Consider the following 21,412-nt stretch of genomic DNA (forward strand, 5'->3'; position numbering starts at 1 on the left):
GCACGGTTGCTGACGGTCGCCCTGACGATGCTCCTGGCGTTCGGCCTGTTCGCCCCGCGCGGCCAGGCCGCCCCCGTCCAGGCCACGCCGCAGTCCGGCGGCACCGCGCCCGCCACCCCCGCGGGCCCGGCCCCGCAGCCCGGCATCGGCGCCGCCCCGGACGACGGCGGCAAGAACCGGCCGGTACCGGCCAACGACCGGGCCCCGCTCTCGGCCACCGCGCCCGCGGAGGCCGACTCGGCCGCCGCGTCGGCCAAGTCGGCGAAGTCCGCCGGGCAGCGGTCGGCCGCCGCGACGGCCGCGGCCTGCAACGTCGGTGACTTCACCGGCCGGACCGGCGGCGCGCTGGTCCAGCAGATCAAGTCCGTCGAGGTCGGCTGCGTCAACCAGCTGTTCAACCTCACCGGCGCCGACGCCAACGGGGCGTTCCGCGAGGCCCAGATGGCCACCGTGGCCGACGCCCTGCGTGACACCGCGGCGTCCTACCCGGGCAACAACACCACCTCCGCCCAGCAGTTGGTGCTCTACCTGCGCGCCGGCTACTTCGTGCAGTGGTACCACCCCACCGACGTCGGCGCCTACGGCACCGCCCTGCAGACCTCGATCCGCGGCGCGCTGGACGCCTTCTTCGCCAACTCCCACTCGCGTGACGTCAGTTCCGACAACGCCGGGACGCTGGGCGAGGCCGTCGTGCTGATCGACAGCGCGCAGGAGAACGCCCGCTACCTGTACGTCGTCAAGCGCATGCTGGCCGACTACAACAGCGCCACCCACAACCCGGCCGGCATGGGCAACGCGCTCAACGGCGTCTTCACCGTGCTGTGGCGCGGCCACCAGCTGCCCGCCTTCGTCGCCGCCGTCCAGTCCGACCCGAGCGTGCTGGACTCGCTGTACGGCTTCGCCGCCGCCAACAACGCGCTGCTCGGCGGTGACTACGGCTTCCTGGTCTACAACGCCGCCCGCGAGATGGGCCGCTTCATCCAGTACGCCCCGCTGCAGGCCAAGGACCGCCCGCTGCTCAAGGGCCTGGTCGACCAGTCCTCGGTCGGTGGCCGCACCGCCTACCAGTGGGCCGCCGTCGCCGAGATGGTGACCGCGTACGACAACGCCACCTGCTCGTACTACGGCACCTGTGACGCCGCCAACCGCCTCAAGGCGGCCAACCTGACGGTCAACTACACCTGCAGCCCGAGCATCAAGATCATCGCGCAGGCCCTGGACTCCACCCAGCTGGCCACCGCCTGCTCCAGCCTGACCGGCCAGGACGCGTACTTCCACGCGGTGGCCCGGGACGGCGGCCCGGTCGCCAACGACAGGAACACCACGATCGAGGTCGTGGTCTTCCACGGCCGCTTCGACTACGGGGTGTTCGCCGCGATCATCTACGGCATCAACACCAACAACGGCGGCATGTACCTGGAGGGCAACCCGGCCACGGTCGGCAACCAGCCGCGCTTCCTCGCCTACGAGGCCGAGTGGGTGCGCCCGGACTTCCAGATCTGGAACCTCAACCACGAGTACACGCACTACCTGGACGGCCGGTTCGACATGTTCGGCGACTTCAACGCCGGCATGACCACGCCGACCGTCTGGTGGGTCGAGGGCTTCGCCGAGTACGTCTCCTACTCGTACCGCAAGGTGTCGTACGACGCGGCGATCGCCGAGGCCGGCCGGCACACCTACAGCCTGAGCACGCTGTTCGACACCACCTACGACAACGCCGACCAGACCCGCGTCTACAACTGGGGCTACCTGGCCGTCCGTTACATGCTGGAGAAGCGCCGCTCGGACATGGACGCGGTGCTCGCCAAGTACCGCGCCGGTGACTGGGCCGGGGCCCGCGGCTACCTGACGACCACCATCGGCACCCGCTACGACGCCGACTTCGACGCCTGGCTGACCGCCTGCAACACCGGCGCCTGCGGCACCGCCCCGGGCGGCAACCAGGCGCCCACGGCGGCCTTCACCAGCGCCGTCAGCGGCCTGGCCGTCACCTTCACCGACCGCTCGACCGACGCGGACGGCACCATCGCCGCCCGCGCCTGGGACTTCGGCGACGGCAGCACCTCCACCGCCGCCAACCCGGCCAAGTCGTACGCCGCGGCCGGTACCTACACCGTCAAGCTCACCGTGACCGACGACAAGGGCGCCACCGCGAGCACCAGCCAGACCGTGACCGTCACGGCCACCACTCTGCCCGAGTGCTCCGGCACCGACATCCGCCAGTTGGACCGGAACTGCGTGCGCGGCAACGCGACCGCCACCACCGGCAACTACGTCCACTTCTACCTGTACGTCCCGGCCGGGACGAAGCAGCTGAAGCTCACCAGCAGCGGGGGCACCGGCAACGCCGACCTCTACTTCAACTCCTCCTCCTGGGCGTACACCAACGCCTACACCGCCCGGTCGGCCAACGCCGGCAACGGCGAGACCCTCACCATCGACAACCCGCCGGCCGGCTACGTGTACGCCAGCCTCTACGCCCAGCAGGGCTTCGGCGGGGTGACCATGAAGGCCGAGTTCTGACGGTCCCTCGACCGGAGGCCCCGGCGGAGCGCGTGCGGCGCTCCGCCGGGGCCTCCCGCGTGCGTGCGTGCGGCGGCGCCCGCCCGCTCATCCGGCGATCCGGACCAGCGCCACCGTGATGTTGTCCGGCCCGCCCGCCTCGATCGCCGCCTTCCAGAGCTCGAACACCGCCCGTCCGTCGGCGCGTTCGGTGTCCTCGTAGGAGTGCGTCAGCAGCGTGGACAGCTCCTCCTCCGGCACCGGGTCGGTCAGCCCGTCGCTGCACACCAGATAGCGGTCGCCGACCGCCAGCGGCGCGCTGCGCACGTGCGGTTCGACGAAGGTCAGACCGAGCGAGCCGCCCAGGGACTGGGTGATCAGCGAGGTGGTCCGGCGTCCGGGCGCCGGCGGGGGGCTGTCGTCCACGCTGACCCGGCGCAGCCCGTCCGGCTCCACCCGGTAGACCCGGCTGTCGCCGACGTTGAAGGTGACGGCCTGCCCGGGGAGCAGCAGGACGCCCGCGACCGTGGTGCCCATCGCGGCGAGTCCCGGGTCGTCGGCCGCGGCGGCGTACACCGCCCGGTTGCAGGACTGCAGGGCCGCCCGGACGGACTCCTCGCCGTCCAGGCCGGGCCCGAGGGCGGCCAGCCGGCGGGCCACCAGCGCGCTCGCGACCTCGCCGCCCGGGTGCCCGCCGAGCCCGTCCGAGACCGCGACCACGCACGGCAGGGCGGTCGGGAACAGCAGTGTCTGCGGATTGCCGGTCACGGTCGCGCAGAGTGTCCACGGTCCGACCGTCAGGCTGTCCTCGTTGTGCTCGCGCACCAGGCCCTCGTGGCTCAGCGCACTCACCGCGATGTAGGCCGCCATCGGCTCGCCGCCCTTCCGGGACTCCGGGTCGGCCGTCCTTGCACCTCCCATTGTCGCGCCCGCCGTGCAGCCGTGGACGGCATCCGGGGCGCGCCGGGGAATACCGGCGGAGCGGCCGGTGCTAAGGTGGTTGAAACTTTGACGATCGGACCCGGATCCCGGGATCCACCAGGAGTGTGGTGAGCAGCATGCAGTTCGGAATCTTCACCGTCGGTGACGTCACCCCCGACCCGACCACCGGCCGCACCCCGACCGAGCACGAGCGGATCAAGGCGATGGTGGCCATCGCCCGCAAGGCCGAGGAGGTCGGCCTGGACGTCTTCGCGACCGGCGAGCACCACAACCCGCCGTTCGTCCCGTCCTCGCCGACCACCATGCTCGGCTACATAGCCGCGCGGACCGAGCGCCTCATCCTCTCCACCTCGACCACGCTGATCACCACCAACGACCCGGTGAAGATCGCCGAGGACTTCGCGATGCTCCAGCACCTCGCGGACGGCCGGGTCGACCTGATGATGGGCCGCGGCAACACCGGCCCGGTGTACCCGTGGTTCGGCAAGGACATCCGCCAGGGCATCCCGCTCGCGATCGAGAACTACGCGCTGCTGCACCAGCTCTGGCGCGAGGACGTGGTGGACTGGTCGGGCCGCTTCCGCACCCCGCTGCAGTCCTTCACCGCCACCCCGCGCCCGCTGGACGGCGTCGCGCCGTTCGTCTGGCACGGCTCGATCCGCAGCCCGGAGATCGCCGAGCAGGCCGCCTACTACGGTGACGGCTTCTTCGCGAACAACATCTTCTGGCCCAAGGAGCACTTCCAGAAGCTGGTCGACCTCTACCGCGAGCGCTACGCCCACTACGGGCACGGCACGGCGGAGCAGGCCTACGTCGGGCTCGGCGGGCAGCTGTTCATGCGGAAGAACTCGCAGGACGCGGTGCGCGAGTTCCGCCCGTACTTCGACAACGCGCCGGTCTACGGGCACGGGCCCTCGCTGGAGGAGTTCACCGAGCAGACCCCGCTCACCGTGGGCAGCCCGCAGGAGGTCATCGAGAAGACGCTGACCTTCCGCGAGTCGTTCGGCGACTACCAGCGTCAGCTCTTCCTGATGGACCACGCCGGTCTGCCGCTGAAGACGGTGCTGGAGCAGCTGGACCTGCTCGGCGAGGAGGTCGTGCCGGTGCTGCGCGCGGAGTTCGCCAAGGGCCGCCCGGCCGGCGTCCCGGACGGGCCGACGCACGCGTCCCGGGTCGCGGCCGAACTCGCCGCGCGGCAGCAGGAGGAGACCACGGAGGTGGCCAAGTGAGCGCGTACCGACTGGTGGTGGTGACCGCCGGGCTGAGCAAGCCGTCCTCGACGCGCCTGCTGGCCGACCGGCTGGCCGAGTCGACGGTCCGCCGACTCGGCTCCTCCGGCGGGGCGGTGGACGTCACGGTGATCGAACTGCGGGACCTCGCCACCGACATCGCGCACAACCTCGTGACCGGGTTCCCGGGTGCGCAGCTGCGCGCGGCGGTCGAGGCGGTGACGCGTGCGGACGGCCTGATCGCCGTGACGCCGATCTTCACCGCGTCCTACAGCGGTCTGTTCAAGTCCTTCTTCGACGTGATCGACCACGACGCGCTCGCCGGGAAGCCGGTGCTGATCGCCGCCACCGGCGGCACTCCCCGGCACTCGCTCGCCCTGGAGCACGCCGTCCGGCCGCTGTTCGGCTATCTGCGGTCGGTGGTCGTCCCCACGGCGGTGTACGCGGCGACGGACGACTGGGGTGCGACGGGGGACCGGCACACCGACGGTCTGCCGGGCCGGATCGACCGGGCGGCCGGCGAGCTGGCCGCCCTGGTGGCCGGGCGCGGCCCGTCGGAGGAGCCGGCGGCGGCGTCGGCCGAGCCGGTGGCCGTGGTGCCGTTCGCCGAGCAGCTGGCGGCCCTGCGGGTCTGACGGCGCGGCCGGGCGCGGATGAGGGGCGGGCCGGCCGGCCCGCCCCTCGGTCGTGCGCCCGCGGGCGTCAGACGGTCCGGGCGTCGTACGCGGCCCGGGCCGTCGCGATCTCCCGCTGGTGCGTCTGCGTCCAGTGGACCAGCGACTGGATGGTGGCGTGCAGGGTCCGCCCGAGCGGGGTGAGCGCGTAGTCCACCCGGGGCGGGACGACGGGGTGGACCGTCCGGGAGACCAGGCCGTCCCGCTCCAGCTGGCGCAGCGTCACGGTCAGCATCCGCTGGCTGACGCCGTCGATCGCGCGCCGCAGCTCGGTGAAGCGCAGCGACCGGCGGTCGAGCAGGGCGATGACCAGCAGGGACCACTTGTCGGCGACCCGGTCGAGGATCTGCCGGACCTCGCAGTCCTCCCGCGTGTCCCACTGCAGGACGTCGTAGTCGTCCTCGGTACCCGCGCAGTGCGTCGGTAACTTCAAAGTGCCTTCTTCCATGCCTCCTGATGCTGCCGCAGGATGACGAGTGGTTACAAGAGGGAACCGACCGGCCGAACAGGAACCGTGTCGCGGCCGTCCCTCGCCTCCCCCCGTTCTGCGCCAGGAGACCTCCCATGTCCGTGTCCTCAGCCGTGCCCGGAACCGCCGCCCCCGGGGCGCCGCCACGCCTCGGCGGGCGGGACGCCGCCGTGCTCCTCGTCCTCTGCGGCGCGATCTTCCTGGAGGGCATCGACGTCGCCATGCTGAACGTGGCGCTGCCGTCGATCCGCGCCGACCTGGGCATGTCCACCGGCGCCCTCAGCTGGGTGCTGAGCGCCTACGTCCTCGGGTACGGCGGGTTCATGCTGCTCGGCGGCCGGACGGCCGACCTGCTGGGCCGGCGTCGGATGTTCCTGCTCTGGCTCACCGTCTTCGTGCTCTTCTCCGGCCTGGGCGGGCTGGCCACCGAGGGGTGGGTGCTGATCCTGGCCCGGTTCGTGACCGGGCTCTCGGCGGCCTTCATGACCCCGGCCGGGCTGGCGGTCATCACCACCACGTTCGCCGAGGGCCCCCGGCGCAACCGCGCGCTGCTGGTGTACGCGGGCACGGCGGCGGCCGGCTTCTCGCTCGGCCTGGTGGCCGGCGGGCTGCTGACGGCGGTCGGCTGGCGCTGGGTGTTCTTCGCCCCGGTGGTGCTGGCGGGCGCTCTGCTGCTGGCGGCCCTGCCGCTGATCCCGCGCGACGAACCGCCCGTGCGGCGCGCCGGCGAGCGCTTCGACCTGGCCGGGGCGGTCGCGGTGACCGGCGCCATGCTGCTGCTGGTCTACACCGTGGTCCGGCTCGGCGAGCCGGGTGCCTCGGCGGGCCGGACGGCGGCCATCCTGGCCGGCGGGCTCGCCCTGCTGGCGGCCTTCGTGGCGATCGAGCGGCGCTCGGCCTCGCCGCTGGTCCGGCTCGGCCTGCTGCGGTCCGGCGCGCTGGTGCGGGCCAACCTCGGCGCGATGCTCTTCGCCGGCTCCTTCTTCGGCTTCCAGTTCGTCGTCACCCTCTATCTGCAGGACCTGCGCGGCTGGTCCCCGGTGCAGACCGGTCTGGCGCTGCTCGCGGTCGGGGTGGACGCGGTGCTGGCGCCCACCCTCACGCCGAAGCTGGTCCAGCGGTTCGGGAACGCCCGGGTGATCCTCGGCGGCTTCTGCCTGGCGGCGCTGTCCTACGCGCTGTTCCTGCCGGTGGGGCTGGACTGGACCTATCCGATGATGTTCCCGACCATGATCCTGACCGGGCTGGCCTTCGCCCTCGCGTACGGGCCGCTGACCATCGCCGCCACCGAGGGGATCGCCGAGCACGAGCAGGGCCTGGCCGGCGGGCTGCTCAACACCGCGTTCCAGTTCGGCGCGGCGCTCGGGCTCTCGGCGGTGACGGCGGTGAACCTGGCCGCGACCGAGGCCGGCGGCGGCGCGCGGGCGGGGCTGGACGGGTTCCGGGCGGCGCTGGTGGTGCCGGTGGTGGCGGTCCTGCTGGGCGCGCTGGTGACCGCGACGGGTCTGGGGCGACGGCGCGCGGCGGCCGGCCGCGAGGTGTCCGGCTGACCGGCTGACGTCGCGCCACCCGTTCGGCCCTCGACGGCTCCCCTTGGTCGAGGGCCGAACGGGTGTGTGTTGGCCGTGCCTAAATGTCCGTTATGCGGTGTAATCGTACACATGATCAGATTGTCGTCGGCCCGTCACGCCCCGAGCGCCGCCCCCGCGCGCCACGGGCGGACGGCGGGCCCCGGGTGAACGCGACGCGGGAGCACCCCGCGCTCGCGCTCCCCGGCGTCCCGCCCGGCCGCGCGATCACCTACACCGACGACGATCTCCCGCCCCAGCACGCCGGCCGGGTGCCGGCCCGACTGCCGGGCGCTTGAGTCGACGGACCGGCGGACTGCGCGGCGCGCAGCCAGGAGGGAACGGGCCCGTGGGCTGGATCACCGACCACGTCTTCAAGCCGTATCCGGAACTACTGATCTTCCTGACCATCGCGATCGGCTTCCTGATCGGGAAGCTGCACTACAAGGCCATCGGCCTCGGCGCCGTGACCGGCTGCCTGGTCGCCGGCCTCGTCACCGGCTGGGCCACCGACGTGCCGATCAACGGCACGGTGAAGTCGGTGTTCTTCATCATGTTCCTGTTCGCCCTGGGCTACAAGGTCGGACCGCAGTTCTTCCGCGGCCTCAAACGGGACGGCCTGCCGCAGGTCGCCGTCGCGGTGGTGGTCTGCCTGGTCGGCCTCGGGGTCTGCTGGGGCTTCGCCGAGATGCTCGGGTACGGCCCCGGACTGGGCGCGGGGCTGCTGGGCGGGGCGCTCACCCAGTCGGCCGTGATCGGTGTCGCCCAGGACGCCATCGGCCAGATCCAGGGGCTCAGCGCGGACCAGATCCAGGAGCAGCAGAACCTCGTCCCGGTCGCGTACGCCGTCACCTACCCGCTCGGCACCATCCTCTGCGCGATCCTGCTCGCCAACATCGCCCCCCGGCTGCTGCGCAGCGACCTCGCCGAGGAGAGCCGCCTGCTCGCGGTCGAACTCGACGCCCCCGAGACCGACCCGGACCTCGCCGAGGGCTACTACGAGGTCGTGCTGCGCGCCTTCACCGCGGTCAACGGCTTCGTCGGCCGGACCATCGACGACATCGAGGCGCAGCAGCGGCAGCTCGGCCGGCGGATCTACGTCACCCGGGTCCGGCGCGCCGGGGAGATCCTGGAGCACTCCCAGCAGACCGTCGTCCAGCGCGGCGACGTGCTCGCCGTCAGCGCCCTGCGGCACGACCTGGTGGACTTCGACCCGGTCACCCACATCGGGCCGGAGTCCGACGACGCCGGGCTGCTCGGTTACCGGACCGAGCACCTGCACGTGGTGGTCTCGGAGAAGGCCCAGCTCGGGAAGAGCATCGCCGAGGTGCGCCGCGAGCCGTTCATGGTCGGGGTCTTCATCGACAAGGTGTACCGGTCGGGAGCGGAGTTCCCCTACCGGCTCTCCACCAAGCTGGAGCGCGGCGACACCCTGATCCTCACCGGGCCCAAACGGCTCGTCGACCCGGCCTGCCGGGCCCTCGGCAAGCCGGTGCCGACCAGCTTCGCCACCGACATGACCTGGGTCGGCCTGGGCATCTTCCTCGGCGGCTGCATCGGCATCCCGGCGCTGACCGCCGGCGGTGTGCCGATCAGCCTCTCCACCTCCGGCGGCGCGCTGATCATGGGCCTGGTCTTCGGCTGGATCCGCGGCAAGTACCCGACGTACGGGAACGTGCCGCCGGGCGCCCAGTGGTTCATGGACACCTTCGGGCTCTGCGCGTTCGTCGCCATCGTCGGCATCAACGCCGGGCCGGGGTTCACCAGCGGTCTCGCGCAGGCCGGTTGGGGGCTGCTGGTGTGGGGCGCGGTGGCCACCGTGCTGCCCCTGATCGCCGGCCTGGCCGTCGGCCGGCTGGTGTTCGGGATGCGCACCCCGATCCTGATGGGCGTCGTCGCGGGAGCCCAGACCACCACCGCCGCGATCGGCGCGATCAACGAGTCGGCCCGCAGCCAGATCCCCACCCTCGGCTACACGATCCCGTACGCCGCCGGAAACGTCCTGCTGACCATCTGGGGCGCCGTGATCGTCGCCCTGCTCGGCTGAACCGCCCCCGATTCCCAGGAGAGTTGAAACGACATGACCAAGCCCACCACCGGTCGCGAGGAGATCCGCCGACTGGCCCGGCTCAGCCCCTTCGAGCTGAAGGCCGAGTTCGTCCGGCTCGCCGAGGAGTACCAGCGGGACCAGCCCGGACAGAAGGAGAAGTCCACCGCCCACATGCTCAACGCCGGCCGCGGCAACCCGAACTGGATCGCCACCGGACCGCGCGAGGCCTTCCTGGCGCTCGGCCACTACGCGCTGACCGAGAGCCGCCGGGTCTGGACCGCCGACAACCTCGGCGGGATGCCCGAGAAGGACGGCATCGCCGGGCGCTTCGACGCCTTCGTCCGCGCCAACCCCGCGCTGCCCGGCATCGACCTGCTCCGCCGCAGCGTCGAACTCGCCGTCGACCGCTTCGGGTTCGACCGTGAGGCGTTCGTCCACGAGCTGGCCGACGCGTCGATCGGTGACAACTACCCGGTGCCCGACCGGATGCTGGTGCACGCCGAGCGGATCGTCCGCGGCTACCTGCACGCGGAGCTGGCGGCCGGCCGGCCGGCCGCGCCGGACCAGCCCGAACTCTTCGCCACCGAGGGCGGAACGGCGGCGATGTGCTACATCTTCGACTCGCTGCTCAAGAACGGCGTCCTGCGCAAGGGGGACAAGATCGCCCTGATGGTGCCGGTCTTCACCCCGTACATCGAGATCCCCGCGCTGGACACCTACGACTTCGAGGTGGTCGAGGTCCAGGCCGACCAACTGGCCGAGACCGGCGTGCGGCAGTGGCGCTACCCGCCCGAGCAGATCGCCAAGCTGGCGGACCCGGCGGTCCGGCTGGTCTGCCTGGTCAACCCCAGCAACCCGCCCTCGCTGGCGCTGTCCCGCCGGGTCACCGACCAGATCAAGCAGATCGTCGCGACCAGCAACCCGAACCTGATCGTCGTCACCGACGACGTCTACGGCACCTTCGTGGAGGGCTTCCGCACCCTCGCCGCCGAGCTGCCCCGCAACACCCTGCTGGTCTACTCCTACTCCAAGCACTACGGTGCCACCGGCCACCGCCTCGGCGTGATCGGCCTGGACCGCGACAACGTGATCGACGAGCTGATCGCCGCCCTGCCGGACGCCGAGCGGGAACGCCTCGCCCGCCGGTACGGCACCCTCAGCCTGGAGCCCGGGAAGATCCGCTTCATCGACCGGCTGGTCGCCGACTCCCGGCAGGTCGCCCTCAACCACACCGCCGGCCTGAGCCTGCCGCAACAGGCGCAGATGACGCTGTTCTCGCTGTTCGCCCTGCTGCCCGAGGGCCAGGCCTACAAGGCGAAGGTGCGGGCCGTCGTCCGGCAGCGGCTCGACCTGCTGCTGGAGGGCTCGGGCATGAGGATCGCCGACGATCCGCAGCGGGCCGGCTACTACATCGAGCTGGACCTGCTGGCCGAGGCCGAACGCATCGCGGGCAAGGACTTCGCGGCCTTCCTGGAGAAGAACTACGAGCCCACCGAACCGCTGTTCCGCCTCGCCGAGCAGACCGGCGTCGTCCTGCTCAACGGAGGCGGCTTCGACGGCCCGCAGTGGTCGGTGCGGGTCTCGCTGGCCAACCTGGACGACCTCGACTACCTGAAGATCGGCCACCACCTGAAGCAGATCTTCGCCGACTACCGGAGCGAGTGGGAAAGCACCCGGGAGGCCTGAGGTGGAGTCCGTCATGCCGCCCGACAGCGGGACCACCCCCGCCGGGGAACCGCAGGCCGTCCTCGGCCCGCTGACCGACGCCGCGGTGTTCCTGGTGCTCACCGTCGACCCCGGCGGCGAACCGGCCGTCCGTGACCTGCTGCCCGACCTCGCCGGCCTGCGGCGCTCCGTCGGCTTCCGCGCCCCCGACGCCGGACTGACCTGCGTCACCGGCATCGGCTCCGACCTCTGGGACCGGCTCTTCGCCGGCCCCCGGCCCGCCGGGCTGCACCCCTTCCAGGAGGTGGCGGGCCCCCGCCACCGGGCCCCGGCGACCCCCGGTGACCTGCTGCTCCACCTGCGTGCCGCCCGGCTCGACCTCTGCTTCGAACTGGCCGGGCAGCTCACCCGGCGGCTCGCGGGCGCCGCCGCCGTCGTCGACGCCGTCCACGGCTTCCGCTACTTCGACGACCGCGACCTGCTCGGCTTCGTCGATGGCACCGAGAACCCCGAGGGCCGGGCGGCCGCGGCCGCCGTGGAGATCGGCCGGGAGGACGCGCCGTTCGCCGGCGGCAGCTACGTCCTCGTCCAGAAGTACCTGCACGACCTCGCCGCCTGGAACGCCCTGCCGGTCGAGCAGCAGGAACGGGCCGTCGGCCGGACCAAGCTCACCGACATCGAGCTGGACGACGCGGCCAAGCCCGCCGACTCGCACGTCGCCCTCACCAGCGTCACCGGCCCGGACGGCGAGGAGCGGCAGATCATGCGCTACAACATGGCGTTCGGATCCTTCGACGGGGACGGCGAGTTCGGGACCTACTTCATCGGCTACTCGCGCACCCCCGAGGTGACCGAGGAGATGCTGCGCAACATGTTCGTCGGGCGCCCGCCGGCCGGCCACGACCGGTTGCTCGACTTCTCCACCGCGGTGACCGGGTCGCTCTTCTTCGTCCCGACCGCCGCGTTCCTCGACGATCCGCCGGCCGCGCCCGGAGCCGGCCCCGCCGGCGCCTCCGTCACCGCCACCAGTGCCACGACCGGCACCGGCACCGCCACCGCCACCGCCTCCACCGACGGCTCGCTCGGTATCGGCAGCCTGAAAGGGACCCCTTCGTCATGAGCAATCTGCACCGCGACCTGGCCCCCATCTCCACCGCGGCCTGGGAGGAGATCGAGGAGGAGGCCCGGCAGACCTTCACCCTGCACATCGCGGGCCGCCGGGTGGTGGACCTCAGCGGCCCCGAGGGCACCACCCTCGCCGCCGTCGGCACCGGCCACCTGACCGGCATCACCCCGCCCGCCGACGGTGTGCTCGCGCACGCCCGTGACTCCCAGCCCGTCGTCGAGCTCCGGGTGCCCTTCACCGTCAGCCGCGCCGCCGTCGACGACGTCGAACGCGGCTCCCGCGACTCCGACTGGCAGCCGGTCAAGGACGCCGCCCGCACCATCGCCCTCGCCGAGGACCGCGCCGTCTTCGAGGGGTACCGGGCCGCCGCCATCGAGGGAATCCGGGCCGGTGCGAGCAACCCCGCGATCCACCTCCCGGCGGACGTCCGCGAGTACCCGAACGCGGTCAGCCGGGCGCTCACCGCGCTGCGCCTCGCCGGTGTCGGCGGGCCCTACGCCCTCCTGCTCGGCGCCGACGCCTTCACCGCGGTCAGCGAGACCAGCGATCACGGCTACCCCGTGGCGGCGCACATCGCCCGTCTGCTCGACGGCGAGATCATCTGGGCCCCCGCCATCGAGGGCGCCTTCCTGCTGTCGGCCCGCGGAGGCGACTTCGAACTCGTCCTCGGCCAGGACATCTCGGTCGGCTACCGCTCCCACGACGCCGACTCGGTCGACCTCTATCTGCAGGAGTCGCTGACCTTCCGCCTGTACACCGCCGAGGCCGCCGTCGCCCTGGTCGGGTAGCACGGCCGACTCGGCTGTCGGCCCGGCCTGTCGGTCTGCCGGTCGGCCAGGAGCGGTCACGGGCCGGTCGTCGCGTGGTGCTGCCCCGGAACTCTGGGGTCGGGGCCCGGCCGGTCCCGGCCGGGCCCCGAACTGCGTCCTACGCGAGCGTCAGGCACCAGATCGCGATCTCCCAGACGAACGAGGACTCGCCGGATCGGTTGGATGCGAACGGGCGAGTGCTGGGGGCTGCCGGACGGGTGCGGAAGCTGCTGTTCTCGGACACGACGTACCGTTCTTTCGTGCGCGTTGGTATGGGAGGAATTCCTCTGCGCACTAGTACTAGCAGTCGAATGCCGTGAGCGCCAACTTTGCTTGTGGTGAGGACCCGGCGGTGCTAGTACGCCAACGGAGGTCCGCTTCCGCGGCTTCGCTGACCGGTCCTGGACAAGGCGGCTTCGCTTATCTGTTCGGGCGCTTACCCGGCAATGCTGTCGCCACCTGTTTGAATTCGCAGCCGTGCCAGCGCCCGGCGCGCCAGGGCCGCCTCGTCGGTGGCCTCCGCCTGTTCGGCCAGCGCGATCGCCTCGGTCAGGTGCGCGACGGCGTTCCCGGTCGAACCGAGCGCGTTCTCGCAGTCGCCGAGGCCGCGCAGGGCGGCGGCGGCCTCCCGGGTGGTGCCGACGGATCGGGCCAGTTCAAGCGCTATGGCGTGCTGGTCGCGGGCGTCGGCGTGGCGGCCGGCGGCGAAGAGGGCGACGCCCAGCCCGTTGAGGGCGACCGCCTCGTGCCGGATGCTGCCCGCCGATCGGAAGGTGGTCAGAGCCGAACGGTAAAGGGTCAGAGCCCGGTCGAGTTCCTCCGGAACGGGGAGCGATGTCGCCAGATTGACCCGGACCACGGCGAGGTCGAATTGCGACATGAAGCCGTCACCGCTGTCCAGCACCTGTTCGAAGGAAAGGCGTGCCGATGCGTACTCCTGGAGTCCGAGGTGAAGGTCTCCGAGATTGTTGAGAATGCGCAATTCAAGGGTTCTGTTGCGGAGTTTCCGGGCGAGCGGAAGGGCGCTCCGGTAGGCGCTGAAGGCCTTCTCCTGGTTTCCCAGGGAATTCTGGATGATGCCGATGTTCGCGAGGTGTCGGGCGGTGTTCCAGAGATCCCCGGAGTCTCTTCGGATCTGCAGTGCCTCCTTCTGGAGGGCCAGTGCCTCGCGCAGCGAGCTCCGGTGCCACAGCAGTCCGCTGAGGATGCTCAGTGCCTCCGCGGCGGCGTCCCGGTCCTCCCCGGCGCGGGCCAGGGCGAGTCCGCGCTCCAGGGCCCCGACGGCGGCGGGGTAGCGCGAGGCGTTGGCGAGCGTCGCGCCCAGGTCGATCAGCGCCCTGGTCTCGCAGCGGTCGTTCGCTGTCGAACGCCAGTGCGTGACGGCTGCCTGATGCATGTCGTGGGCCTCGCTCCAGTAGGCCTCGGCGTCCAGATGACCGGCGAGGACGTGCGAGAGCCAGGCGGCCGCTTCGGAGAGACCGGCCTGCCGCGCGTGAGTCACCAGCGAGACCAGTCCGGGGTGTTCGTCCTCCAGCCAATTCCGGGCATTCTCGGCTGAGTTCAGCGCAAGATCGTCCGGCAGTCCGTCCGGGTACGGGATGTGATCCAGTAACGGCAGGGGCAGCCGTGACCTGCGGGGGTAGAGCAGCCGGTCCGCCCGGTCCGTCGCGCTCAGGGCGAATCCGAGCAGGCGCCTGATCGCCGGCGCCTCTTCCCCGGCGCCCTCCTGGCGTGCCAGTACGACGGCGAACTCCCTTAGTAGATCGTGGAGTTCGTATCGCTCGGGAACGTTCTCGCGCAGCAGATGGCAGTCCAGAAGGCCTTCGAGAATGTGGTCGGTTTCGTCGACCGTCCGCCCGATCAGCGCCGCCGCCGTGTGCAGTCCGATATCCGGTCCCGGATAGAGGCCGAGGATTCGGAATGCGGACTGCTGCTCGGCCGGCAGCGACTGGTACGAAACCTCGAACGCGCGGGCGATGCTGTCCGAGCCGCTGCGGATCTCGGAGAGGCGGCCGGTCTTGCGGGAGAGCCGCTGGGCGAGGTGGTCCAGGGTCCAGGACGGGCGTGCCTTGAACCGGCTGGCGGCGAGCTCCACGGCGAGCGGCAGCAGGCCGCAGCGGTCCACGATCTCGACGATGCGACTGCGGTTGTCGGCCCGTTCGGGGCCCACTACTTCGGTGAAGAGTGCCACCGCGTCGTCGACCGGCAGGATGTCGAGGAAGATCGGCCGGGCGCCGGGCAGTTGGCCCAGCCGGTGCCGACTGGTGACGATCACCAGGGAGGAGGGGGCCGCGGGCAGGAGGGCGCGGATCTGGGCGGCGCTGGACGCGTCGTCGAGGACGACGACCGCGCGCCGCGTGGAGAGCGCTTCGCCGCAGAGGGCGGCGAGTTCCTCCGAGTCCAGCGGGATGGATATCGCCGGCACTCCGAGTCGTCGGAGCAGGGTGGCGGCCAAGGCATCCGCCGTCAGGGGGCGTTGGGTGCCCGCGTGGGCGCGGAGGTTCAGGTGGACGTAGCCGTCCGGGAACCGCTCCCGCATGAGGTGCGCGGCGTGCAACGCGAGGGTGGTCTTGCCGATGCCCGCCATCCCCAGGATCGCGGAGACCGTCATCACACCGCCGTTCGCCAGGTCGGCGTCCGGTCCGCTGAGGAGTCGCCGCAGCTCCTCCTCGCGGCCGATCATGCGCTGTCGGCCGTGCGAGCCGGACCGTGCCGCCGGCCGGGCGTCGGCCCGCGCCCGCCCCTCCCCGCCGCGGGCCGGGGGCTCCGCCGAGGGTGTGCCGGTCAGGATCCGCTCGTGCACGCGCGCCAGGGCGGGCCCCGGGGCGGTGCCGAGTTCGGCCCGCAGCAGGCGGACCACGGCCGGGTACACGGCGAGGGCCTCGGCCTGCCGTCCGGCGCCGTGGAGGGCGGCCATCAGATGGGCGGCGAGGCGTTCGTCGGTGGGGCGCTCCTCGCGCAGGGCGGTGAGTTCGGGGATGAGGTCGGTGAAGCGGCCGAGCCGGAGTTCGATCTCGACGCGCAGCAGGGTGGTGGCGAGGCGCTGGTCGGCCATCGTGGTGCGGGTGCTGTGCGCCCAGCTGCCGGGGACACCGGCGAGGGGCTCGCCGCGCCACAGCTCCTCGGCGCGGCTGAGGACGGTGCGGGCCTGGTGGTCCTCGCCGTTGTCGGCGAGGAGTCGGGCCTGGCGGGAGAGTTCCAGGTAGCGGTGCCAGTCGATCTGCTGCGGGTCCGTTCGCAGAGTGTACGTGTGCGATTGGCTGTCGACCGAGGGGATCTCGTGGGGGCCGCGCAGCCCTTCGGCCTCGACGGCCATCCGCAGCGTGCTCCGAATGTGTGAAATATGGCTGTAGATGCTGGCCACGGCGCTGGGTGGCGGTTCCTCGTCCCAGAGGCGGTAGGCCAGTGACTGATGGGAGAGCGGACGGCCGACGTCCAGTGCCAGAGCCGCGAGGAGCCGTCGCCGCTTGTCCGAGCGGATCGACAACAGCCTTCCGTTTACCGATAGTTCAACTGATCCCAGGAGATGGAACTCCACGGTGACGCCCCCCGCCGGTTGGCTACCAGCTTGCTGTGTCGCAGGTGAGCATCGCACGATTTCGGGGGCCGCTGCCATACCACCCGCCTTCTTCTGCAAGTGGTCGTTCCGGCATATTCTCGATATGACTGTCAATCATGTGCTACTGGCCGCACGGTAATTGATCACATCGATCGATCACGCCTGTTGCGGCCCGGTCATGCGGACGCGTCGGCCTGCGGGTAGGGGGAGCCAGTGGAGCCACGGACGGGACGGACCGGCGGCGGGGCGCCGCCGGGTCGGCTGAACTCGGTGACCGGTGGGCGGGTGGACGGTTCGGTGGTGCAGGCGGGAGCGATTCACGGCGGAGTGCACCTGTACGCACCCGCCGCCGCGACCGTCGCACTCCCGGTGCCGCGCCAACTGCCGCCGGTGCCACGCCGCCTGGTCGGCCGCGAGGACGATCTCGCCGCGCTGGACCGGTCGTTGGGCGACGCCCCGGAGGCAGCGGACGTCACCCTGGTGGTGACCGGCCCGGCCGGGGTGGGGAAGACGGCGTTGGCCGCCCAGTGGCTGCGCGGCCTGGCGGGGCAGTTCCCGGACGGCCAGCTGTACGCCGACCTCCGCGGGCACGCCCCCGGCGGACCGGCCGATCCGGCCGAGGCGTTGGGGGCCTTCCTCCGGGCCTTCGGGATCGCACCGGTGCCGGGCGACCTGGCGGAGGGGGCGGCGCTCTGGCGGTCGCTGGCGGCGGAGCGCCGGATCGCGGTGCTGCTCGACAACGCCTCGACGTCCGCGCAGGTCCGGCCGCTGCTGCCGGGGTCGGAGCACGCCCTGGTGGTGGTGACCAGCCGGCGCCGGCTGACCGGGCTGGGGATAGACGGCGCGGTGTTCCGGCCGTTGGGTCTGTTGCCGGACGAGGCCTCCGCGCGGCTGCTCTCCCAGCGGGTGGGCGAGGAGCGGGTGGCCCGCGAACGGGCCGCCGCCGCCGAGGTGGTGGAGCGTTGCGCGGGCCTGCCGCTGGCGGTCTGTCTGGCCGCGGCCCGGATCGCGGCGCGTCCGGTGCAGGCGCTCGCCGTCACCGCCGAGGCGCTCGGGCACGAGGCCGACCGGCTGGCGGCCCTGGATGTGGAGGGGGAGACGGTGCGCAACGTCCTGGACGCGTCCTTCGAGGTGCTGGAGGCGGACGCGGCCCGGCTCTACCGGTTGCTCGGCCTGCTGCCGTTCCCGGTCCTCACCCCGGACGTGGTCCGGGTGGCGGGGGGAGTGTCCGCGGCCGAGGCGGACCGGTTGCTGGACGGGCTGATCGACGTCCACCTGCTGGAGGAGGTGAACGGCGGTTTCCGGTTCCACGACCTGGTGAAGCTGCACGCGCGGGCCTGTGCGGAAACGGTCCGCCTGGCGCCGGAGGGCCTGGCCGCCGCGGGCCGGGTGCTCGACTGGTACCTCGCCTCCGCCACCGCCGCCGAGGCCCTGGTGACCCCGACCCACCGCACGCTGCGGCGCGACTACGGGAGCGGACCGGTGGCCGGGGCCCGGGAGTTCGGTGACGAGGCCGAGGCGCTCGGCTGGCTGGACGACGAGACGGCCCGGCTGGCCGCCGCGCTGCGCTGGGCCGCGGCGACCGACCGGCCGGCGCTGGTCTGGCAGCTGGCCGATGCCATGTGGCCGCTGTTCCTGCGGCTGCGCCCGGCCCGGCTCTGGGTCGAGGCGCACCGGCTCGGCCTGGCGGCCGCCAGGACGGCCGGTCACCGCGACGGGGAGCTGCGGATGCTGACCTCCGGCGGGAACGGTCTGCGCAACGCGGGCGAGGACGCGGAGGCGGCCGAGTGGTTCGCCGAGGCGCTGGTGGCGGCCCGGGCGGCGGCGGACCGGCTCGGGCAGGCGGACGCGCTCTACGGGCTGAGCCAGACCCATCGAACGGCGGGCCGGCTGGCCGAGGCCGCCGACTGCCTGCACGAGGCGGTCGGACTGCGGGAGGCGGAGGGCTATCCGCGCGGCGCCGCGCTCGCCCGGCTGGCGCTCGGTGACGTGCTGCTCGCGTCCGGCCGTGCGGCGCGGGCCGTCGAGGTCATCACCGCGGCGCACCGGGAGCTGACCGAGCTCCGGGCTCCGTACGAGGCGGCCCGCGCGCTGGCCTTCCTCGGGCAGGCGCACACCGCGCTCGGCGCGTACGGCAGCGCCGAGCGCTGTTACACGCTGGCGCTCGCGGAGTTCCGTTCCGGCCGGGCCCGGCGCTGGGAGGCGCGGGTGCTGGAGCTCCTGGGCGAGCTGGCCCGGGCAGCCGGCCGGGCCGACGAGGCGGCGGAGCGGTTGCGGGCCTCGCTGGCCCTCTACCAGGAGCTCGGCGCACCCGACGCGGCCCGGGTGGCGGGCCGCGTCGGGGCGCCGGAGGGTGGCTCCGGCCTCACCCCCCGACCGGGCGGCGGGCCGGCACCGGACGCCGCGGCGCGCCGGGGCGGTCCGGCAGGAGTCCCGCCGGACCGTCCGGCCAACGGCCCGGCGAGTGCGCCGGCAGACGGTCCGGCAGGCGCTGCGGACGGCTGAGGACGCCGTCGAGCACCTCGTAGGAGTAGTACGCCGAGGCGGCCATCGTGGTGATCTCGGCCAGCGCACGCCCCGCCGCCAGCCAGGCGTGCGCGAGCGAGCCGACGGCGAGCCGCTGCCAGGAGGAGCGCGGGCTGCCGGTGCCCTCCCGCAGCCGCATGGCGAGCCGCCCCCCGGTCCGGCCGAGGACCAGCACCGCCCCGGCGCCGCACTCGGCGGTGGCCACCGCGCAGCCCGGGTGGGCCCGCAGCACCTCGGCGAGCCGGTCGAGCGGGCCGTGCGGGTCGTCCGGGGCGAGGGCGCCGAGGTGGAGGACGTCCGCGTGGTGGCGCCACCGGGCGGCGTCCGGACCGGTCAGATCGAGCGCCAGGTGCTCGTCGACGAAGGCCGGGCGTGCCCGCCCGTCGCCCGTGCCCGGTGGCAGGCAACTGGCCAGCAGGCCGTGGCAGACGCCGGCGGGGGAGTGGATCCGGGCTTCGTACAGGGTGGCGGGCGGCCCGGCCGACGGCGCGGGGCCGTCGGCCGGGGCGAGTCGCACCGTGTGCAGTGCGGCCACGGTCACGCCCGCGCGCAGGTGAGCGGGAGCGGCGCCAGCGGGCCGTCCAGCGGTGCGGGCCGGGGGAGCGCGGGTGGCTCCGGCGCGTGCGCGGGCTGGCCCAGGCCGAGGGTCCGGTAGAGCAGCCGCCGCATGTTGTGGTCGAACCGGCCCGGCTCGGAGGTGATCCGGTCGGCGATGGCGCGGTACTCCTCGGGCCGGTACTGCTCGGCGGCGTAGGCGAGCTGGCCGGTCAGCGGGTGGCCGGGGGCGAGCGCGGGCGCGGTGCGGGCGAGCAGCGCGCCCGGTGAGCGCGGGTTGACGTCGCGGTGCGGGTACTCGGCGAGCAGGATCGGCGCACCGGTCATCGAGCCGTAGAGGGTGACCGAGCCGTGGTCGCCGATGATGAAGTCGGCGGCGACCAGCAGCGGCCGCCAGTCCGCCTCCGGCGGGATCACCGTCACCGCCCCCCGCGCGGTGGCCGTCGCCCAGGACCGGACCTGCCAGTGCCCGTGCGCGGCGACCACGTTCGGGTGGACCAGCAGGGCGGTCCGGTAGCCGTGCCGGGGCAGCTCCGCCGCGAGCCGGGGCAGGACGGCGTCCAGCCGGGTGAACAGCGACCCCGACCCCCAGGTGGAGCAGACCAGGACCAGCCGCTCGCCGGGCCGCAGTCCGAGCGCGGCGCGGTAGTGGTCGCGGTGCGGCAGCGCGGCGGCGATCCGGTCGTAGCAGGCGTCGCCGACCACCTCGGCGATCGGCAGCGCCTCCGGGCAGCCCCGGCCCAGTTCGGCCAGGTCGTCCCGGTGCGCCAGCGCGTAGGCCTCCGGCACCAGCCGGCCGTTCCAGGTCACGTACTCCGCCCCGAGCCCGCTGACGGAGCGTTCGCCGTCGGCGCCGGCCGTCCGGGAGAGCTTCATGTGCCCGGCGCCGTGCGGCAGCCGGACCAGCGGGCCGCGCACCTGGTCCAGGCCCTGCGAACCCGCGGCCAGCACCAGGTCGAACTCGCGCCGGACGGCCTCCGCCCACGGCAGCACGGCGGCGCCGAGCAGCCGGAGGTGTGCCTGGGCGCCCCCGTTGAACGCGTGCGGCGCCACGGTGAACCGCACGTTCACCCGAAGGTCGGCGCCGAGCAGGGTGTAGATGTCGTGGAGCCGCTGGCCGTACACCGCGGTGTGCACGACCACCAGCACCTCCTTGCAGTCCGCCAGCGTCGCCCACGGCCGCCGGCCGTCGGGTGTGGTCTCCTGTTTCCCGTGCACCAAGGTCATGTCGGTCCCCCTCCTTGATCCCGGTCCCGGGCCCCCGGATCGGTGACCCGCCGGGGGTCTGCCCGCGAGGTCTGGTGGATTCCATGACGTGTCCTGGCCGATGCTTGCGGAAACCTTGCCGGGCCCGCGGCCGGAGCCGGTGCGAGGTCCGGCCGCGGAGGCCGGAGCCGGGTCCGGAGGCGGCCCGGGAGCGGTCGGCGGCGACCGAAGGGTACTGAGTTCCTTTACGCGGGGTACTGAGTGCCGTATTCTCTGGAGCGAGCCTCTGACGCCAGTCGAAGAGAGCCGACACGGCATGCCGGTCCAGGTGGCGCCGCTCCGCGCGGGGCGTGGCCGGGCCGGACTTGGCACTCAGTACCCTGGGCATGACCTGAGGCCATGGACCAGTGCACCCGTATCAGGAGAACCGCTCATGAGCTTGAGGATCGTTGTCTGTGTGAAGTACGTGCCGGACGCGACGGGTGACCGTCGGTTCGCGGACGACCACACCACCGACCGGGAGGGTGTG

General features: G+C 72.8%; 14 protein-coding genes and 1 pseudogene. 11 read left to right on the forward strand and 4 right to left on the reverse strand.

The window, feature by feature from the left end; all coding sequences use genetic code 11:
* The first annotated feature begins 27 nt into the window (after window positions 1-27).
* Window positions 28-2,526: a collagenase gene (locus ACFXHB_RS08335; RefSeq protein WP_380573048.1), complete on the forward strand. Its 2,499-nt coding sequence runs from the start codon at window positions 28-30 to the stop codon at window positions 2,524-2,526.
* An 87-nt stretch (window positions 2,527-2,613) separates the two neighbouring features.
* On the opposite strand, the gene ACFXHB_RS08340 is transcribed toward ACFXHB_RS08335, so the two are convergent.
* A complete protein-coding gene (locus ACFXHB_RS08340) occupies window positions 2,614-3,375 on the reverse strand; it encodes a PP2C family protein-serine/threonine phosphatase (protein WP_380573031.1) in 762 nt (253 codons plus the stop codon).
* A 188-nt stretch (window positions 3,376-3,563) separates the two neighbouring features.
* Between ACFXHB_RS08340 and ACFXHB_RS08345 the strand changes: the two genes are divergently transcribed.
* Both ACFXHB_RS08345 and ACFXHB_RS08350 read left to right on the forward strand, forming a co-directional pair.
* Entirely contained in the window at window positions 3,564-4,676 is a 1,113-nt protein-coding gene (locus ACFXHB_RS08345; RefSeq protein ID WP_380573049.1) for an LLM class flavin-dependent oxidoreductase, read from the forward strand.
* Window positions 4,673-5,311, forward strand: coding sequence for an FMN reductase (locus ACFXHB_RS08350; RefSeq protein ID WP_380573032.1), 639 nt, complete (start codon window positions 4,673-4,675; stop codon window positions 5,309-5,311). The genes ACFXHB_RS08345 and ACFXHB_RS08350 overlap by 4 nt, the downstream gene beginning before the upstream one ends.
* 67 nt (window positions 5,312-5,378) lie before the next feature.
* On the opposite strand, the gene ACFXHB_RS08355 is transcribed toward ACFXHB_RS08350, so the two are convergent.
* A complete protein-coding gene (locus tag ACFXHB_RS08355; RefSeq protein WP_380573033.1) occupies window positions 5,379-5,798 on the reverse strand; it encodes a winged helix-turn-helix transcriptional regulator in 420 nt (139 codons plus the stop codon).
* 116 nt (window positions 5,799-5,914) lie between these two features.
* Between ACFXHB_RS08355 and ACFXHB_RS08360 the strand changes: the two genes are divergently transcribed.
* The 6 genes from ACFXHB_RS08360 to ACFXHB_RS08385 all read left to right on the forward strand — a co-directional run bounded on the left by ACFXHB_RS08360 (window position 5,915) and on the right by ACFXHB_RS08385 (window position 13,016).
* Window positions 5,915-7,369: an MFS transporter gene (locus ACFXHB_RS08360; RefSeq protein ID WP_380573034.1), complete on the forward strand. Its 1,455-nt coding sequence runs from the start codon at window positions 5,915-5,917 to the stop codon at window positions 7,367-7,369.
* Between the two features lie 185 nt (window positions 7,370-7,554).
* Window positions 7,555-7,686 (forward strand): hypothetical protein, encoded by a 132-nt coding sequence (locus ACFXHB_RS08365; RefSeq protein ID WP_380573035.1) that lies wholly within the window; start codon window positions 7,555-7,557, stop codon window positions 7,684-7,686.
* A gap of 50 nt (window positions 7,687-7,736) precedes the next feature.
* On the forward strand, window positions 7,737-9,434 hold the full coding sequence (gene aspT / locus ACFXHB_RS08370) for an aspartate-alanine antiporter (RefSeq protein ID WP_380573036.1): 1,698 nt from the start codon (window positions 7,737-7,739) through the stop codon (window positions 9,432-9,434).
* Between the two features lie 33 nt (window positions 9,435-9,467).
* On the forward strand, window positions 9,468-11,123 hold the full coding sequence (locus ACFXHB_RS08375; RefSeq protein WP_380573037.1) for a bifunctional aspartate transaminase/aspartate 4-decarboxylase: 1,656 nt from the start codon (window positions 9,468-9,470) through the stop codon (window positions 11,121-11,123).
* 13 nt (window positions 11,124-11,136) lie between these two features.
* Window positions 11,137-12,222, forward strand: a complete 1,086-nt coding sequence (locus ACFXHB_RS08380; RefSeq protein ID WP_380573038.1) for a Dyp-type peroxidase — start codon at window positions 11,137-11,139, stop codon at window positions 12,220-12,222.
* The gene (locus ACFXHB_RS08385; protein ID WP_380573039.1) at window positions 12,219-13,016 is read left to right on the forward strand and encodes a family 1 encapsulin nanocompartment shell protein; all 798 of its coding nucleotides are present in this window, start codon (window positions 12,219-12,221) and stop codon (window positions 13,014-13,016) included. Before ACFXHB_RS08380 ends, ACFXHB_RS08385 begins: the two co-directional genes overlap by 4 nt.
* A gap of 457 nt (window positions 13,017-13,473) precedes the next feature.
* On the opposite strand, the gene ACFXHB_RS08390 is transcribed toward ACFXHB_RS08385, so the two are convergent.
* The gene (locus ACFXHB_RS08390) at window positions 13,474-16,524 is read right to left on the reverse strand and encodes a BTAD domain-containing putative transcriptional regulator (RefSeq protein WP_380573040.1); all 3,051 of its coding nucleotides are present in this window, start codon (window positions 16,522-16,524) and stop codon (window positions 13,474-13,476) included.
* 399 nt (window positions 16,525-16,923) lie between these two features.
* Between ACFXHB_RS08390 and ACFXHB_RS08395 the strand changes: the two genes are divergently transcribed.
* On the forward strand, window positions 16,924-19,101 hold the full coding sequence (locus tag ACFXHB_RS08395) for an ATP-binding protein (protein ID WP_380573041.1): 2,178 nt from the start codon (window positions 16,924-16,926) through the stop codon (window positions 19,099-19,101).
* Between the two features lie 558 nt (window positions 19,102-19,659).
* Here the strand turns inward: ACFXHB_RS08395 and ACFXHB_RS08400 are convergent.
* Complete coding sequence (locus tag ACFXHB_RS08400) at window positions 19,660-20,904, reverse strand: hypothetical protein (RefSeq protein WP_380573042.1); 1,245 nt, start codon at window positions 20,902-20,904, stop codon at window positions 19,660-19,662.
* Between the two features lie 412 nt (window positions 20,905-21,316).
* Between ACFXHB_RS08400 and ACFXHB_RS08405 the strand changes: the two are divergent.
* A pseudogene (locus ACFXHB_RS08405) lies at window positions 21,317-21,412 on the forward strand (electron transfer flavoprotein subunit beta); the annotation flags it as partial.

Source organism: Kitasatospora sp. NPDC059327 (genome assembly GCF_042752535.1).
GTDB lineage: Bacteria > Actinomycetota > Actinomycetes > Streptomycetales > Streptomycetaceae > Kitasatospora.